This is a genomic window from Gilliamella sp. Choc5-1, from assembly GCF_001690595.1.
Lineage (GTDB): Bacteria > Pseudomonadota > Gammaproteobacteria > Enterobacterales > Orbaceae > Gilliamella > Gilliamella apicola_M.
Genome location: NZ_LZHH01000111.1, coordinates 1 through 16956 on the forward strand (window position 1 = coordinate 1; position 16956 = coordinate 16956).

The window sequence follows — 16956 nt, forward strand, 5'->3', positions numbered from 1 at the left end:
AAGTTAAGCAACGTTGGAACTATTTATGTGTTTTAGTGAACTTATCCGATAGGCAGATTGTCGGTTACCATGTTGGTCAACATAAAACAGCAGAGCTTGTTATGTCGGCATTAAGCCAAATTAAACTGCCATTATCGAAATTAGATTTATTTCATTCAGACCGAGGTAAAGAGTTTGATAATCGGTTATTAGCGGATTGTTTTAAGACATTTAATATCACGCATTCATTAAGCAAGAAAGGATGTCCTTATGACAATGCGGTAGCGGAAGCGACATTTAAAACAATTAAAACGGAATTTGTAAAAGGCCAACGTTTTAACTCAACGGCTGAGTTACAACGCGCTTTTTCGGCTTATGCTTATTGGTATAATCATAAACGATTACATTCTTCGTTAGGCTACTTGCCTCCCGTTGAATTTAAAAAACACTTACCCCTTAATTTTTTTGTTTGAAAATGTGTTGCCATTCCATATTTATTTTTTAGTAAAAACCAAATCAAAATCTAATAAAAAATACTAAATAAAATACAAAATAAAAAGAGGGTTCCCCCCTCTTTTTTTATACTCCAGCTCGATAATTAGGTGGCTCTTTGGTAATAAGAACGTCGTGGACGTGGCTTTCTTTCATACCTGCCCCCGTAATACGATAGAATTTAGGCTTAGTTCTTAATTCATCAATCGTTACGCAACCCGTTAATCCCATACAAGATCTTAAACCACCCATTTGTTGGTGAATAATTTCTTTTAATTGTCCTTTATAGGCGATGCGCCCTTCTATGCCTTCTGGCACAAGTTTATCAGCAGCGTTATCGGTTTGAAAATAACGATCAGAAGATCCTTTAGCCATGGCACCAAGCGATCCCATACCTCGATATGATTTATAGGCTCTACCTTGGAATAGTTCAATTTCGCCTGGCGCTTCTTCAGTACCTGCAAACATGGAACCAACCATCACACAAGACGCGCCTGCAGCAATCGCTTTAGCAATATCGCCAGAAAAACGAATTCCACCATCAGCAATAACTGGGATACTGTGCTTTTGCGCTACTTCGACTGCGTCCATAATAGCACTAATTTGTGGTACACCAACGCCAGTGACAATACGAGTTGTACAAATAGAGCCTGGGCCAATTCCAACTTTAACAGCACTAACGCCGGCATCAATTAAGGCTTTAGCACCTTCGGCTGTAGCAACATTACCTCCAATAATTTGTAGTTCTGGATAGGTCTTTCTTGCTTGGCGAATGCGTTCAAGTACACCCTCGGAATGACCGTGTGACGAGTCAATTAATAATACATCAACACCTGCTTCAACTAATGCTGCAATGCGCTCTTCATTACCAGCGGCTGCGCCAACAGCTGCTCCAACACGCAAACGACCTTTTTCATCTTTACAGGCATTCGGCTTTTGTTCTGCTTTATTGTAATCTTTGACGGTGATCATGCCTTTTAGATGGAATCGTGAATCAACAACAAGAACCTTTTCTACACGGTGTTCGTGCATTTTTTGTAGTACAATTTCGCGTTGCTCACCTTCATTGACCGTAACTAAACGGTCTTTTGGTGTCATAACTGCGGTAACAGGTAAAGATAAGTCTGTGGCAAAACGTACATCACGCGCGGTAATAATACCAACAAGCTCTTGGCTTTCGGTCACAACAGGAAATCCTGCAAAACCGTGCTCTTTAGCAAGTTCAATAACCTGCTCTATGGTAGCAGTTGGTAAAACAGATACAGGATCTTGTACAATACCACTTTCGTGCTTTTTAACTCGTCTTACATGATTGGCTTGACTTTCAATTGACATATTTTTGTGTATAAAACCAATTCCACCTTCTTGGGCTAATGCAATAGCAAGATCTGATTCGGTGACGGTATCCATTGCTGCTGACAGCATTGGAATATTTAGCTTTATGGTTTTAGTTAGTTGAGTAGAGATATCAGCTGTATTAGGTAAGACGGTTGAGTGAGCTGGAACTAATAACACGTCGTCAAACGTGAGGGCTTCTTTAACTATGCGAGACATGACAATATTCACCATTGAGTTGAATTGTTGATAAAATATTGCCAAAGCATTCTATCTGCTTTTAATTTAAAAAACTAGTAAAATTTTATTTTCTATTAAAATAGAAAATAAATAAAAATGAATGAGTTCAAAATGTGTGAAGATATAGGAAAAATACCTCATCAGTAAGATAAACCTGATGAGGTAAAATAGACATGAAGCTTGATTAAATAAACATATTAATCACTAAGCAACCTGCTAACCCACAAACAGAGATTATTGTTTCTAACAATGACCATGATTTCATTGTTTCAGTAATGCTTAAATTGAAATACTCTTTAAATAACCAAAATCCTGGATCATTAACGTGTGAAAACACAACGCTACCTGCACCCGTTGCAATAACCATCAGCTCAGGACTTACCCCTGTTGAAGCAATTAGAGGAAACACAATGCCACCAGCTGTCAACGCGGCAACGGTGGCAGAACCAAGCGCTAATCGAAGCAGTGCAGCAATTAACCAAGCCATAACAATGGGTGAAACACTTGACGAATGCATCAGCTCTTCAATGTAAACTTTAACACCACTATCAACAAGCACTTGCTTGAAAGCACCGCCGCCACCAATAATTAATAACATCATTGCGATGATTTTGATTGAGTTAGCAAGCGTTTCATTAATTTGGGCCATTGAACGCCCACGGAAAATACCAAAAGTAAATACGGCAACTAAAACTGAAATTAATGTTGCAATGACAGGATCACCAAAAAATTCAACATAAGGTAATACTGCATGGCCTTTAGCTAACGTCATTTCACAAACAGCACGAATTGACATTAAGATCACAGGAATCAATGCAGTAAATATGCTAATACCAAAACTTGGCATTTGATCATCAGTGAATTTTTTAGAATTGTATAAACCTTCTTCAATTGGATGATTAATTGCACGAATAAATGGTAATCCTGCTAATACAGGCCCTGCTAAAATTACCGTTGGGATAGCAATAATAGTGCCATAAAGCAAAGTTCGTCCCATATCTGCTTTAAAAATTTCAGCAATCGCAGTTGGCCCAGGATGCGGAGGTAAAAAACCATGCGTAACAGATAATGCAGCAGCCATTGGAATGCCGACATACAAAGGAGATATTCGTAATGTTGCAGCGATGGTTAACACTAATGGTAATAATAAAACAAAACCAACTTCATAAAAAAGAGCAAAACCAACAATAAAACCTGTAAGCGTCACAGCCCATTGGATTTTTTTATCACCAAATGTTTCAATAAGTGTTGTTGCAATACGTTGTGCACCACCACAATCGGCTAGTAGTTTTCCTAACATTGCCCCAAAGCCCATAATTAAGGCTAAACTACCCAGTGTACCACCAACTCCATTTTTAATTGATTTTACAACATCCATAATTGGCATTCCTTCCATAACACCAACACTTAGTGCAACTAGGATGAGAGCAATAAATCCATTAACTCGAAGTGGTAACATTAAAATAAGTAGCAGAGCTACGCCTATAGCAATTATAATCAATGGCATGAATAAATAGTCCTCTAAATAAAAATCCGTGTTATCGGTAACATGCCGAATTATAGAGAATTTTAAAAAAAATAGTGAATAAAATCTCAAAATTGAGAATTAGATCACATTTTTAAACATTTCTTATTTTTTTGCCATTAGTATATAATTTACATCAACATTTGAACTTAATTTAAATTGATTTTTAAATAAGTGATATTCCATACCAATAATATCTTTCACATTCAGCTTGGCTTGTTCAACAAATGTCATTAATTCTGATGGACGAATAAAACGGTTAAAATCGTGTGTACCTTTAGGCACTAAGCGAGCAATATATTCTGCCCCATAAATTAATAATAATTTGGCTTTATGATTGCGATTAATGGTTGATAAAAACAATTTTCCATTAGGTTTAAGTAATGCTGAGCAAGCTTGAATGACTGAAAACGGATCTGGCACATGTTCTAGTAATTCCATACAGGTAATTACATCATAATGCTCTGGGTGTTGCTGTGCATGTTCTTCAACTGTTTGCTTTTGATAATTAATTGTAAGATCATTTTGCTCAGCATGCATTTTAGCAACCGCAAGCGACTCATCAGCAAGATCGATAGCAGTAACATTTGCCCCTAATTTAGCTAGGCTTTCAGACAAAATTCCCCCACCACATCCCACATCTAATACGGTTTGATTAGTTAACGAACCGCATTTTTGTTGTATGTAATCCATCCGCAATGGATTGATTATATGCAGTGGTTTACATTTGCCATTAGGATTCCACCAATCAGCAGCAAGTTGTGAAAATTTGTTAATTTCGTTTTGGTCGATGTTTTGCGACATAGTGACTCTTTAATATCAGTAAAATCTAAAATTAACTATATGCTATGTGCTTGTGATTATCAATAAATCAGCCTAATTAATCTTGTTTATTTAAATGCTAGTACGTTTATTATTTTTTATTACCCATTTTTCCCTTGCCTACCACTATTATTAATGATGCAACATAAGCTCATGACGACACTAATAAAAAATAGGTTCGTTAAAATAACAACCGCTTTTTACATTGCTTCCTTTTTTAGTTGTATTTTTGATGTATTAAAGATGTTTAATATGGCATAACAATTAGCTAATCCCCTTAAAAATAAATATGATACATTTGTATCACTACCCGCTAAATTTTTATACAGATATAACGAATAACATGCATAATGTCTTGTTTATAGATGTGTTTCATGGCATGATTAAAAATTCACTTATAAAAGAAACACTTTTTTCACAACGCAAATTAAACTAATTGAGATTAAAGGAAACAATATTAATGAGTACGGGTACTATGAAAAAAAGTCACTCACAGTGGAGTTCGCGCATGGGATTTATGCTAGCTGCGGCGGGTTCTGCTGTTGGGTTAGGTAATATTTGGAAATTCCCCTATATGGCTGGTGAAATGGGTGGCTCTGCGTTTGTGCTTACCTATTTATTATTTATGTTTGTTATTGGCTTGCCAATTTTAGTTTTAGAATGGTTAATTGGGCGTCGAGGGCAAAAAAATCCAATTCATACTATGGAAGATGTCGCTGTTTCAGAAGGTCGTTCTAAATCATGGCGCTGGATTGGTATTATTGGTGTAGTAGGTTCTTTTTTAATTCTATCATTTTATAGTGTTATCGGGGGATGGGCGACCGATTACATTGTTTTAGCTGCTCAAGGTTCTTTCGAAGGTGCTAATGGCGAAGCTACTGGTCAACTTTTTACCCATTTCCTTGGTAATGTTAACAGTCTACTAACTTGGCACACCGTATTTATGTTTGCTACAGCATTTATTGTTGCTCTTGGTGTTGGTGCTGGTTTGGAACGCGGTTGCAAATTGATGATGCCTGGGCTAGGTGTACTATTACTTGTTTTAGTTGGTTATGCTGCTTATGTTAGCGGTCCATCTTTTTATGATGCTTTTAAATTCTTGTTCACCCCTAATTGGTCTGCAATTAACGGTACAGCAGTATTGGCGGCATTGGGACATGCATTCTTTAGTCTATCTTTAGGTATGGGAATTATGATGGCATATGGTTCTTATCTGGGTTCAGATGTGAACTTACTATCAACTGCACGTACTGTAGTTATTTTAGATGTAATTGTAGCTATGCTATCTGGTATGGCGATTTTCCCACTGGTATTTGCTAACGGTTTACAACCTGGTGAAGGCCCAGGACTTATTTTTGTCACCTTACCGATTGCTTTTGGTAATATGGCTGGCGGCACTGTTTTAGGTGTTTTATTCTTTATTTTCCTTACTTTTGCTGCATTAACTTCTTCTATTTCATTACTTGAACCAACAGTTGAATTGTTAGAAGAAAAAACACCATTGGGTAGAAAATCAGCAACAATTTTAAGTAGTTTAATTATTTGGGCATTAGGTATCGCATGTATTTTATCATTTAATGAATGGGCTGAAGTGAAACTATTTGGTAAAAATATATTTGATTTGCTTGATTACTTAACTAGTAAAATAATGTTACCTGTTACAGGTTTAGGCACAGTGATATTTGGTGCTTGGATGATGAACCAAAAACGCATCCGAGAAGAATTAAATTTAAATAATTTCTGGTTTAGCATTTGGACTGTTTTATCACGATTCGTTATTCCAGCTGCTGTTATTTTAATTCTTGTTTATGGATTTATGTAATTTTTATTAATTTAAAATAACCTTTAATTAAAAAGCCTTAATCCCTTCAAGGCTTTTTTTTTGCTCTCTTTTTGCATTTTTAACAAAAAATAACCAAAAATGAATAAATGTCTTAACCCCTATTGAAATCTGGTTTTTTACTCCCATATAGCAATACATCAATAAATCAAACCATTATGTTAATTTTATTCGGTTAATCTAACTGGCAATGCGCTATTAAACTGAGCAAAATGATAAAAGTTAGTTAATAACAAATCATTTTCGCCATTAGAATTAATTGAAATGACTAAATATAATAGAGGAACTAGTCAATGAGTAAGCAAGGCACTGAAACTCGTGGATTTCAATCCGAAGTTAAACAAATTCTACATTTAATGATTCACTCTTTATACTCAAATAAAGAGATTTTTTTAAGGGAACTTATTTCAAACGCATCTGACGCCGCTGACAAACTTCGCTTTAAAGCGTTAGAAAACCCAGATTTATACGCGGGTGATGGCGAACTTGGTGTGCGCATTTCAACTAATAAAGAAGCAGGTACCCTAACCATTGCTGATAATGGCATTGGTATGACGCGTGATGAAGTAATTGAAAACCTAGGTACCATTGCTAAATCAGGTACCAAAGCATTTTTAGAGTCCATTGGTAGCGATCAAGCCAAAGATAGCCAATTAATTGGCCAGTTTGGTGTAGGTTTTTATTCTGCTTTTATCGTTGCCGATAAAGTCACTGTTAGAACGCGCGCAGCCACCGCAAAAGCTGACGAAGCAGTTATGTGGGAGTCAACAGGGGAAGGTGAATATACTATATCTGATGATAATAAAGAAACTCGTGGTACTGAAATCACTTTACACTTAAAAGAAGATGAAAAAGAATTTTTAGATGATTGGCGTTTACGTTCTGTAATTAGTAAATATTCTGACCATATTTCGCTCCCTGTTGAAGTACAAACCACTGACGAAGAAAGCAAAGAAGTCAAATGGGAAAAAGTCAACAAAGCCCAAGCACTTTGGACACGCAGTAAATCAGAAGTGACTGACGAGGAATATAAAGAGTTTTATAAACATCTGTCACACGACTTTGCCGATCCATTAAGTTGGAGCCATAACCGAGTTGAAGGTAAACAAGAGTACACAAGTTTACTTTATATCCCATCAAAAGCACCTTGGGATTTGTGGAATCGTGATAATAAACATGGTTTAAAACTTTACGTGCAACGTGTGTTTATTATGGATGATGCTGAACAATTTATGCCTAACTATTTACGTTTTGTAAAAGGCTTGATTGATTCAAACGATCTACCATTAAATGTATCGCGCGAAATTTTACAAGATAATAAAGTCACCCAAAGCTTACGAAATGCATGCACTAAACGTGTGTTACAAATGCTAGAAAAACTAGCTAAAGACAACAAAGAACAATATCAACAGTTCTGGAGTGAGTTTGGTTTAGTGTTAAAAGAAGGAACGGGTGAAGATTTTACAAACCGTGAAGCGATTGCTAAATTACTTCGTTTTGCCTCAACCCACACTGATAGCGATGCACAAACAGTATCACTAGAAGATTACATTAGCCGTATGCAAGATGGTCAAGAAAAGATCTACTATATTACTGCTGATAGCTATGGTGCGGCAAAAAATAGTCCTCATCTTGAGCTATTCCGTAAAAAAGGTATTGAAGTATTGTTATTGTCCGATCGTATTGATGAATGGATGATGAGCAATTTAACCGAATTTGATGGTAAGCAATTCCAATCAATCAGCAAATCAGATGAATCTATTGAAAAACTTGCTGATCAAGATACTGAAGAGCAAAAGCAAGTTGAAAAAGAACTTGAACCATTTATTGAACGTGTTAAAACCGCATTAGGCGATAAAGTGAAAGAAGTCAAATTAACGCATCGATTAACTGATACACCAGCAATTGTTACCACTGCTGCCGACGAAATGAGCACACAAATGGCTAAACTATTTGCTGCTGCAGGTCAAAAAGCGCCTGAAATCAAATATACATTTGAAATCAATCCAGATCATAAATTGGTTAAACGTATTGCCGATACACAAGATGAAAGCGCATTTAACGATTGGGTTGAACTATTGCTTGATCAAGCTTTACTTGCCGAAAAAGGCTCATTAAGCGACCCAAGCAAATTTATTCAAACCATGAATAAATTATTAACACAATAATAAAATAATAGACTAAGCAGCCTCGATACATTAACCCTATCGGGGCTTTTTTATAGTAAAAGAAAAGCAATATTTTTTTAAAATATGATATTTATCACATTTCTTTATATTTTTGCTTCCGATTTTTTTATGTCTATTCATAATAAATAGACATATATAATTAATCACACCCAATGAAAGTTTATAAAATATTAAACAACAATGTTATTGTTACACTTGATGCTAAAGGTAATGAATTAATTGTCACCGGCCGTGGAATTGGATTTAAAAAACGTGAAGGTGACTTAATTGATACAAGTCTTATTGAAAAGCAGTTTTCACTCGATAATAAAGAAACATACCCTAAATTTGAAGAATTACTTTCAAAAATTCCTTTTGAGGTATTGACCACATCTGAAATTATTATTAATCATACAAAACAATGCATAGATGGCAAATTACAAGACAGCATTTATATTTCGCTGACCGACCATATCCATTTTGCCATTGAACGCCATAAACAAGGTTTTGATATTCCTAATGGATTTCTATGGGAAATCAAAAAGTTTTACCCTAAAGAATTTCAAATCGGTTTGTATGCATTATCAATAATAAAAGAACGATTATCTGTTGAATTACCTGAAGACGAAGCTGGTTTTATTACTTTTCATATTATCAATGCGCAATTAAATGACACAATGCCCAATATTGTTAATATGACTAAAATCATGCGCGAAATTCTTAATATAGTGAAATATCACTTTAACTTTGAATATGACGAAAATTGCCTATCTTATCAACGTTTTGTTACTCATTTGAAATTCTTTGCTCACCGTATTTTAATAAGCCACAGCAAGCAAACACAACAAGATAATTCTTTGTATGAACTAGTACGACAAAAATACAAACTAGCCTATCTTTGTACTAAACAGATAGATTTACATTTAATACAACAATATCAACATCCACTTTCTGATGATGAAAGTCTCTATTTGACTATTCATATTGAACGATTACGAACTGAACTGAAAAATCAATAATGTGATATAACTCACATTTTAATCATTATATTTAAATAAACTATATCCATTATTCTTAAATCATGCTAATTTTATTAAATCATTTTTGGATTGTTATTGCATAGAAAAGCAGTTAGCTATGCGAGCAAAACCTAAATTCCTTAAATTAAAGGGATTTAGGTTTTTTTTTGCCTTGAAAAGGATAAGGTATGAAAAACAAACAGCTTGCCGAATCAATTATTCAACATGTTGGGGGTAAGGACAATGTTATCAGCTTAGTGCATTGTGCTACTCGTTTAAGATTTGTATTAAAGGATGATAACAAAGCCGATGCAGAAACATTAAAAAAGCTAGCCGGTGTGATTACTGTTGTACAAAGTGGAGGACAATTTCAGGTTGTCATTGGTAATAATGTTGCTGATGTATATAGTGACATTATGCAACTGACAAATCTTAATGAAAATAATCAACCAGCCTCGCAATCAGGCAAAAAATCGGGGATTTTCTCTAAATTGATTGATCTGGTTTCGGGCATTTTTATTCCAGCACTTGCTATACTTGTTGCTGGCGGGATTTTAAAAGGTCTAATCTCGTTGTTACAAGTAATCAATGTTATTATCCCTGAAACACCTACTTATAATTTCCTATTTGCCATTGCTGATGCACCTTTTTATTACCTACCTATTATTTTAGGATTTTCTGCTGTTAAAAAATTTGGCGGTAACCCCTATGTAGGCATGGCAATTGGCGGTGCATTAGTTCACCCTAATATTGTCGGTATGATGAGAGGCGCATTAGAATTACAAACTGAATTCTTTTCAATCCCAATTAGTCTAATCCCTTATGCATCATCGGTATTTCCAATTATTTTAGCGAGTTGGGTATATTCTATATTTGAACGAGCTTTTAATAAAATATTGCATGATTCATTTAAAAAATTTATCTCGCCATTACTCAGCATATTAATTACCGTACCGTTAACTTTTGCGGTTATTGGCCCAGTTGTGTCAATGTTAAGTGACCTTATTGCCTCTGGAATTATCTTCATCTATCAATTAAACCCTGTAATTGCTTCAATGATTTTAGCCGCTAGCTGGCAAATCATGGTGATATTTGGGGTTCATTGGGGATTAGTACCATTTTCAATGAATAACTTGGCTCTTTATCATGAAGACTTTATGTTACCTATTTTATTACCGGCTGTTTTTGCACAAACAGGGGCAGCATTAGCGGTAATGTTACGTTCTAAAGATAAACAATTTAAAGCATTAGCAAGTTCATCTGTATTATCAGGGATTTTTGGTGTGACAGAACCAGCAATCTATGGCGTGAATTTACCATTAAAAAAACCATTTGTTATTGGTTGTTTGTCTGCCGCAATTGGTGGGGCTATTGTTGGTTATCATCACACTGTCACTTATTCGTTTGGTATGGTTAGTATATTTTCATTTTTACAATTAATTCCAATTGAAGGGGTTGATACAAGATTTTATGCGGTTGTTATTGCTACAATTATTTCCTTTACAATTGCAACAATCGTTACTTACTTCTTTGGTATACCTAAAGATAAATCTCAAACGGATGAAATTGATAATTCATATTCTAACAATATGGAAACTGAAAATAAAACCACGATCTACAGTCCAATGTCAGGCAAGGTCAATTTATTAAGTGAGGTAAAAGATCCTACATTTGCCAGTGAATTAATGGGTAAAGGTATTGCAATCATTCCAACTGTTGGTCAAGCTGTCGCCCCTGATGATGGTGAAGTTGTGTCATTATTTCGAACTAAACACGCAATTGGCTTTCAAACAGAATCTGGAGCTGAAATATTAATTCATATCGGTATTGATACCGTTAAATTAGATGGTCAACATTTTGAGGCTCACGTAGAAGCTGGTAGCAAAGTAAAAAAAGGTGATTTGCTAGTCAGTTTTGATATAGAGGCAATTAAGCAAGCTGGTTTTGAAGTTACCACACCAATTATCATTACTAATAGTGATAGTTATCAAGATATACAATGTATCTTTGAACAAGATAATATTCAAAGCGGAGAGGCTTTATTAGCGTTATCCCAAAATAAGGAGTAAAACATGTCAACAAAATTTCCTAATGATTTTCTTTGGGGCGGTGCCATTGCCGCTAATCAAGTTGAAGGGGCTTACCGTGAAGGAGGCAAAGGTTTATCTACATCAGATTGTACGCCAAATGGTTTATTTGGAGACATCATCAATCGCAATGAAACTGATATTGCTAGTATTAAAGACAAAGCTATCGATTTTTATCATCGTTATCCTGAAGATATTGCTCTATTTGCTGAAATGGGTTTCACTTGTCTACGCACATCAATTGCTTGGACACGCATATTTCCTAATGGCGATGAAGAACAACCAAATGAGGCTGGTTTAGCCTTTTATGACAAATTATTCGATGAAATGGCAAAACACAACATAAAACCACTAGTCACTTTATCACATTATGAAATGCCCTATTATCTTGTTACCCAATATGGTGGATGGGAAAATCGTAAAGTCATTGAATTTTTCACTCGTTACGCTAAAACTGTTTTTGAACGCTATAAAAATAAGGTTAAATATTGGCTTACCTTCAATGAAATCAACATGTCATTACATGAACCTTTCACTGGTGTTGGTTTGGACAGAAACAGCACCAAACAGCAAATCTACCAAGCAATTCATCATCAATTAGTTGCCAGTGGTCGAGCGGTTAAACTCTGTCATCAAATCATTCCAGATGCAAAAATTGGTAACATGTTATTAGGTGCTGTGGCTTACCCTCTTACACCAAAACCTGAAGATGTTTGGGAAACTCATCAAGAAAATCATGGTTGGTTATTTTTTGGGGATGTTCAGGTGCGTGGTTATTACCCAACCTATATGAATCGATTCTTTAAAGAAAATCATATTAAGCTTGATATTACTGAACAAGATAAACAAGATCTAAAAGAAACAGTCGATTTTGTTTCATTTAGTTATTACATGAGTTGCTGTGCAACAGATGATGAGTCACAAAAAACCAAAGGTAATATTTTAGATATGGTGCCTAACCCTTACCTTAAAGCATCCGAATGGGGATGGCAGATCGATCCTGTTGGTATTCGCTATCTACTTAACTTACTTTATGAACGTTACCAAAAACCGTTATTTATTGTCGAAAATGGCTTAGGTGCTAAAGATAAATTAGAAGCAGACAATACAATTAATGATGATTATCGAATTAATTATATGAATGATCATTTAGTACAAATCCGAGAAGCCATTAATGATGGTGTTGAAGTCATGGGATACACCAGTTGGGGACCAATAGATCTTATCAGTGCATCCAAAGCCGAAGTAACCAAACGTTATGGCTTTATATATGTTGACCTAAATCAAGATGGTTCTGGCACATTAAATCGCTATAAAAAGAAAAGTTTCTACTGGTATCAATCCGTGATTTCATCAAAAGGTGAAAATTTGAAAGCATAAGATAATCTGGGAGGATTGACGCTGCTCATCTCCCCTATTATTTTTTAATAAACATGTGACAAGGTAAATAGCTAATCGAATGGAGATATAAATTATTTAAATTAATCATATTACTATAAAAAACACATATACATAAAAATAAAACAAAACTTTAAATTATTGGATTGTTACTGCTTTTTGGCAGGCAAAACCTAAATATTAATTAGAGAATTATTCTCTGATTTAGTATTTAGGTTTTTTTAATATAAAAAACAATTAGGAAAAGGAACAATGAAAATAAAATATTTCACAATAATGCTATTAGGGATATCAGGTTATTCTATGCTAGCAAATGCGACAACCCAAAACTCAATCCTCGATGATACATTTTTTAAAGACACCAAATTTGTATTTTCTACTCGAAACTATTGGAAATATTTAAAAGAAAATGCATCCCAACCTAAAGAGGTACACAGCGCTTGGGGGCAAGCATTTAGCTTTGATTATAAATCAGGTTATTTATTTGACATGATCGGTTTTGATGTCACCTATGATAACATAATAAGATTAGGCGCCAGTGATTACTTTGCGACCCGTAATCTACTTTATAACGATGGTAAAGGCTATAACAAACATAACGCTCACGGATTTAATAAATTTACCCAACGTTATGCCAAAATAAAATTAGGTAATGATGCTATTAACTTTAATGGGAAAGCTGGTTGGCATAGCATGAAGGATTTAGGTATCATAAGTTCAACCCAACATCTTACCCGCAATAGTTATCTTGGTTATAGTGGAATTCTAAAATATGATAACGTTTATTTTTCATTGGCTTATATTGATAGCACCCTACCCCGCGAATCCGCTAAAAAATTACGTTTTTTAACGGCAGATCGTAAAAAAGTCATTAATAATATTGCAACAGCTGAAATCGCTTATAAAAATAAAGATCTTACTTTAGATTATTCTTATGGTGTTGCTAAAGATTATTTAAGGCGCCATGTCATTGAATTATCGTATAAACCAATACAAAAATTAATCTTAGGCGGACAATTCTACGGAAGTTATGCTCTTGACAATTATGATGCCATGAAACAAAACAAAAAGGAGTTTGAAGATCACGCATGGCACTATGCAACCGATGTCGAATGGAAAGAAGAAGACTGGAGTATTAAAGTCGGTTTAGCTTATACAGACGCTAACAAACATAACGCTATCGGATATTATAATCGACATTTAGGTAAAAATACTCGTGCTCGCTTTAACGGTCTTGCCGCTGCTGGCTCAGATTATTTACGTGATGGTGAAATGGTACTAACAACTGTAATGAGTTATGATTTTGTTAAAAATAATAGCACTGGTCTATATATGAATTATGGCCAATTTAACTACAAACATAATACATTAAAAAATGGCGAAATTAACGTTTTTGATATATGGAAACCAACTAGTGGCGCTTTTAAAAATTTTTCTATTTTATCGAAGGTTGGGTATGGTTGGTCTTATAAAACTGTCAGTGCTTCAGACCTTACACCTAAACTTAGACATGGAAAATACCAACGTTCACCTTCACTTTCGGCGGAAACGGTAATTGATTACCGATTTAATTTATTATAAAGAGGACAAAACAATGAAAAAATTTATTATATTAATTAGTACATTAATTATTTCAATAACAACCTTATCACAAGCTTTTGCTGATGATGTTTATCTCTATGTCACTCGCCATGGTAAAACTATGTTTAATAACGTACACCGTGCCCAAGGATGGTCTGATACACCGCTAACAAAACCAGGTGTCGAGGTGGCAGAACAACTAGGACGAGGATTGAAAGGTGTCAAATTTATTTCAGTCTATTCAAGTGATTTAGGTAGAGCACGACAAACTGCTCGCATTGTTTTAGAAGCTAAAGGCGATAAAATTCAAATTAATGAAATGGAAGGCTTACGTGAACAGTGTTTTGGCGATTATGAAGGAGATTTTGATCCGAACATGTGGACACCAGCAGCACAGCATTTAGGTTATGCATCAGATAAAGAGCTAATGGCGGATATGGCTCAAGGCAAGGTTACCCTAAAAACAATGATGGATGCAATCGCCGCAGTTGAAAAATCAGGCGAAGCCGAAGACTACAATAAAGTAAAAAATCGTATGCAAGCATCATTAAAAACCATTGCTGAATCAGCCAAAGCACAAGGTGGTGGCAACGTGCTTGTGGTATCTCACGGTTTAGCAATTATGGCTATGGTTCAAGAGTGGCAAGATAAACCAATTACAGCTGGATTAGGTAACGCAAGTGTTACTAAAATTCGTTACACCGACGATGGTAAATTTATTGTTGAAAGCCTTGGAGATATGAGCTACGTCGAAAAAGGCAAAAATCAAGCAAAATAACTTCAAAATATATGGCTCACCAATGAGCCATATTCCAAATCGATAAATTTGTAGTATTTATCGTCATAAACAAGCATAATTTAATAGTGTATTTATTAAATGTGACTAAAAGACCAATATGTTTTATTTATGCAATTATTCATCTCCAGTGGGACTAATAACCCTAGCCAGTCAACAAAATAAGCTCGTTGGGGCTTGGATTGAAGGTGAAAAATATTTTGGCCACACACTCAATACACGAACAGAAGAAAAATCTAATTTATCCATTTTTAACTCAACAAAAAAATGGTTTGATGATTATTTTTCAGGAAAAAGACCGAATCCATACCAATTAGAGCTTGCGCCAAATGGCACACCTTTTCGAAACTTAGTATGGGAAATTTTATGCAAAATTCCATATGGCCAGGTCATTACTTACGGCGATATCGCAAAACAGATCGCCATTAAAACAAACAAAGCAAGCATGTCTAGCCAAGCCGTAGGCGGGGCTGTTGGTCATAATCCAATATCCATTATCATCCCTTGCCACCGAGTTATCGGCGCAAATGGTAATTTAACAGGTTATGCTGGTGGAATAGATAAAAAAATCAAACTACTACAACATGAAGGAATCGATACTACATCATTTTTTATTCCTAAACATGGTTGTTTTTAGATAAAACCCAAACAAAAAAATATCAGGTAGCATATTGATTTTATTTTATTAAATCGCTCCATAATTAAATAACGTAATAAATATCGGCATAATTAGTGTAAATAAAAAACCTTGGGCAATAGCGGCAGGTACAATTGCTATTCCGCCACCTTTTTGTAACATGGGTAGTGTAAAATCCATTGATGTTGCACCACACAGACCTAATGTGGTTAATTGGTAGCGATTAATCAGTGTTGGAATTAAGATAATTGCACATAACTCACGCAAAATATCATTTAAAAACGTAGCACTACCAATAATTGGGCCATGGGCTTCTGTCATTAAAATACCCGATAACGAATACCAACCAAAACCCGACGACATTGCCAGACCAACTCGCGCGGGCAAATCTAAAATAAATGAAGCAACAATGCCCCCAAAAAAGGCACTTATTGTAACTAACAGCGTTGTTGTTATGCCTATTTTATTAAGCAGAATTTGCTTGATTGAAATATTATTACTGCGTAATTGTATTCCGATAAAAAACAATAAAAAAACCAACACAACTTGCGTGGTAATTTCTGCATATTGCCAAATAAACAAAGGGAATAATCCACAAACAAACCCAAGAATTAACGCAATACAAACACGCAATGACTCAAAAATCATTTTAAAACGAGAATCATAAGTTTGATTTGCTTTAACTGTTTTAGCATGGGAAAAGTAATCAAAAATAAGCAAAACTACAAAATTTCCACCAAACGTACAAACAAACAAAACAATAGCGTAGCATAAAATAATTTGCAAATTAGTAGTCAAATTATCTAAATGAGCCAGTTCAGAGCCCATAATGAACAAAATGAGGTAGATCATCCAACTCAAAGTTAGATTAATTTTAGACATCCAGCTGTTGTTTTTAATTTTAATTAAATAACCTAAACCCAACGGTACTAGCGCAATAAGAATACCAAAATACATATTTTATTCCTTAACTATTCCTGATTTTTATTTTTAAATAATTGGATCAAACCTATGTTTTAAAATGTTACGGCTAATCA

13 protein-coding genes are annotated in these 16956 nt (G+C 34.9%); 9 read left to right on the forward strand and 4 right to left on the reverse strand.

Annotated features, from left to right (window positions below; all coding sequences use genetic code 11):
- A partial coding sequence (locus A9G35_RS09695; protein ID WP_141673717.1) for an integrase core domain-containing protein occupies positions 1 to 452 on the forward strand: 452 nt, incomplete at its 5' end.
- A 106-nt stretch (positions 453 to 558) separates the two neighbouring features.
- Here the strand turns inward: A9G35_RS09695 and guaB are convergent.
- From guaB to ubiG, 3 genes are all read right to left on the reverse strand, one after another.
- Complete coding sequence (guaB, locus tag A9G35_RS09700; RefSeq protein ID WP_065636678.1) at positions 559 to 2025, reverse strand: IMP dehydrogenase; 1467 nt, start codon at positions 2023 to 2025, stop codon at positions 559 to 561.
- Positions 2026 to 2230: 205 nt separating this feature from the next.
- On the reverse strand, positions 2231 to 3553 hold the full coding sequence (gene gntT, locus A9G35_RS09705; protein ID WP_065636679.1) for a gluconate transporter: 1323 nt from the start codon (positions 3551 to 3553) through the stop codon (positions 2231 to 2233).
- A 123-nt stretch (positions 3554 to 3676) separates the two neighbouring features.
- A complete protein-coding gene (gene ubiG / locus A9G35_RS09710; protein ID WP_065636680.1) occupies positions 3677 to 4375 on the reverse strand; it encodes a bifunctional 2-polyprenyl-6-hydroxyphenol methylase/3-demethylubiquinol 3-O-methyltransferase UbiG in 699 nt (232 codons plus the stop codon).
- A gap of 478 nt (positions 4376 to 4853) precedes the next feature.
- On the opposite strand from ubiG, the gene A9G35_RS09715 reads away from it, so the two are divergent.
- From A9G35_RS09715 to A9G35_RS09750, 8 genes are all read left to right on the forward strand, one after another.
- Positions 4854 to 6215 carry a sodium-dependent transporter gene (locus tag A9G35_RS09715; RefSeq protein ID WP_218057254.1) on the forward strand — a complete coding sequence of 454 codons (1362 nt, stop codon included), beginning with the start codon at positions 4854 to 4856 and terminating at the stop codon, positions 6213 to 6215.
- Positions 6216 to 6526: 311 nt separating this feature from the next.
- The gene (gene htpG / locus A9G35_RS09720; protein WP_065636681.1) at positions 6527 to 8401 is read left to right on the forward strand and encodes a molecular chaperone HtpG; all 1875 of its coding nucleotides are present in this window, start codon (positions 6527 to 6529) and stop codon (positions 8399 to 8401) included.
- 173 nt (positions 8402 to 8574) lie between these two features.
- Positions 8575 to 9420: a BglG family transcription antiterminator LicT gene (gene licT, locus A9G35_RS09725; protein WP_065608342.1), complete on the forward strand. Its 846-nt coding sequence runs from the start codon at positions 8575 to 8577 to the stop codon at positions 9418 to 9420.
- 188 nt (positions 9421 to 9608) lie between these two features.
- Complete coding sequence (locus A9G35_RS09730) at positions 9609 to 11489, forward strand: beta-glucoside-specific PTS transporter subunit IIABC (protein WP_065636682.1); 1881 nt, start codon at positions 9609 to 9611, stop codon at positions 11487 to 11489.
- Positions 11490 to 11492: 3 nt separating this feature from the next.
- Positions 11493 to 12887: a glycoside hydrolase family 1 protein gene (locus A9G35_RS09735; RefSeq protein ID WP_065636683.1), complete on the forward strand. Its 1395-nt coding sequence runs from the start codon at positions 11493 to 11495 to the stop codon at positions 12885 to 12887.
- A gap of 270 nt (positions 12888 to 13157) precedes the next feature.
- Positions 13158 to 14486, forward strand: coding sequence for an OprD family outer membrane porin (locus tag A9G35_RS09740; protein WP_034909880.1), 1329 nt, complete (start codon positions 13158 to 13160; stop codon positions 14484 to 14486).
- A 13-nt stretch (positions 14487 to 14499) separates the two neighbouring features.
- Complete coding sequence (locus A9G35_RS09745; RefSeq protein ID WP_034909954.1) at positions 14500 to 15264, forward strand: histidine phosphatase family protein; 765 nt, start codon at positions 14500 to 14502, stop codon at positions 15262 to 15264.
- Between the two features lie 118 nt (positions 15265 to 15382).
- Positions 15383 to 15919: a methylated-DNA--[protein]-cysteine S-methyltransferase gene (locus A9G35_RS09750; RefSeq protein ID WP_065636684.1), complete on the forward strand. Its 537-nt coding sequence runs from the start codon at positions 15383 to 15385 to the stop codon at positions 15917 to 15919.
- Between the two features lie 48 nt (positions 15920 to 15967).
- Here the strand turns inward: A9G35_RS09750 and A9G35_RS09755 are convergent, their stop codons facing one another.
- Complete coding sequence (locus tag A9G35_RS09755) at positions 15968 to 16876, reverse strand: lysine exporter LysO family protein (RefSeq protein ID WP_065636685.1); 909 nt, start codon at positions 16874 to 16876, stop codon at positions 15968 to 15970.
- Between the last annotated feature and the right edge of the window lie 80 nt (positions 16877 to 16956).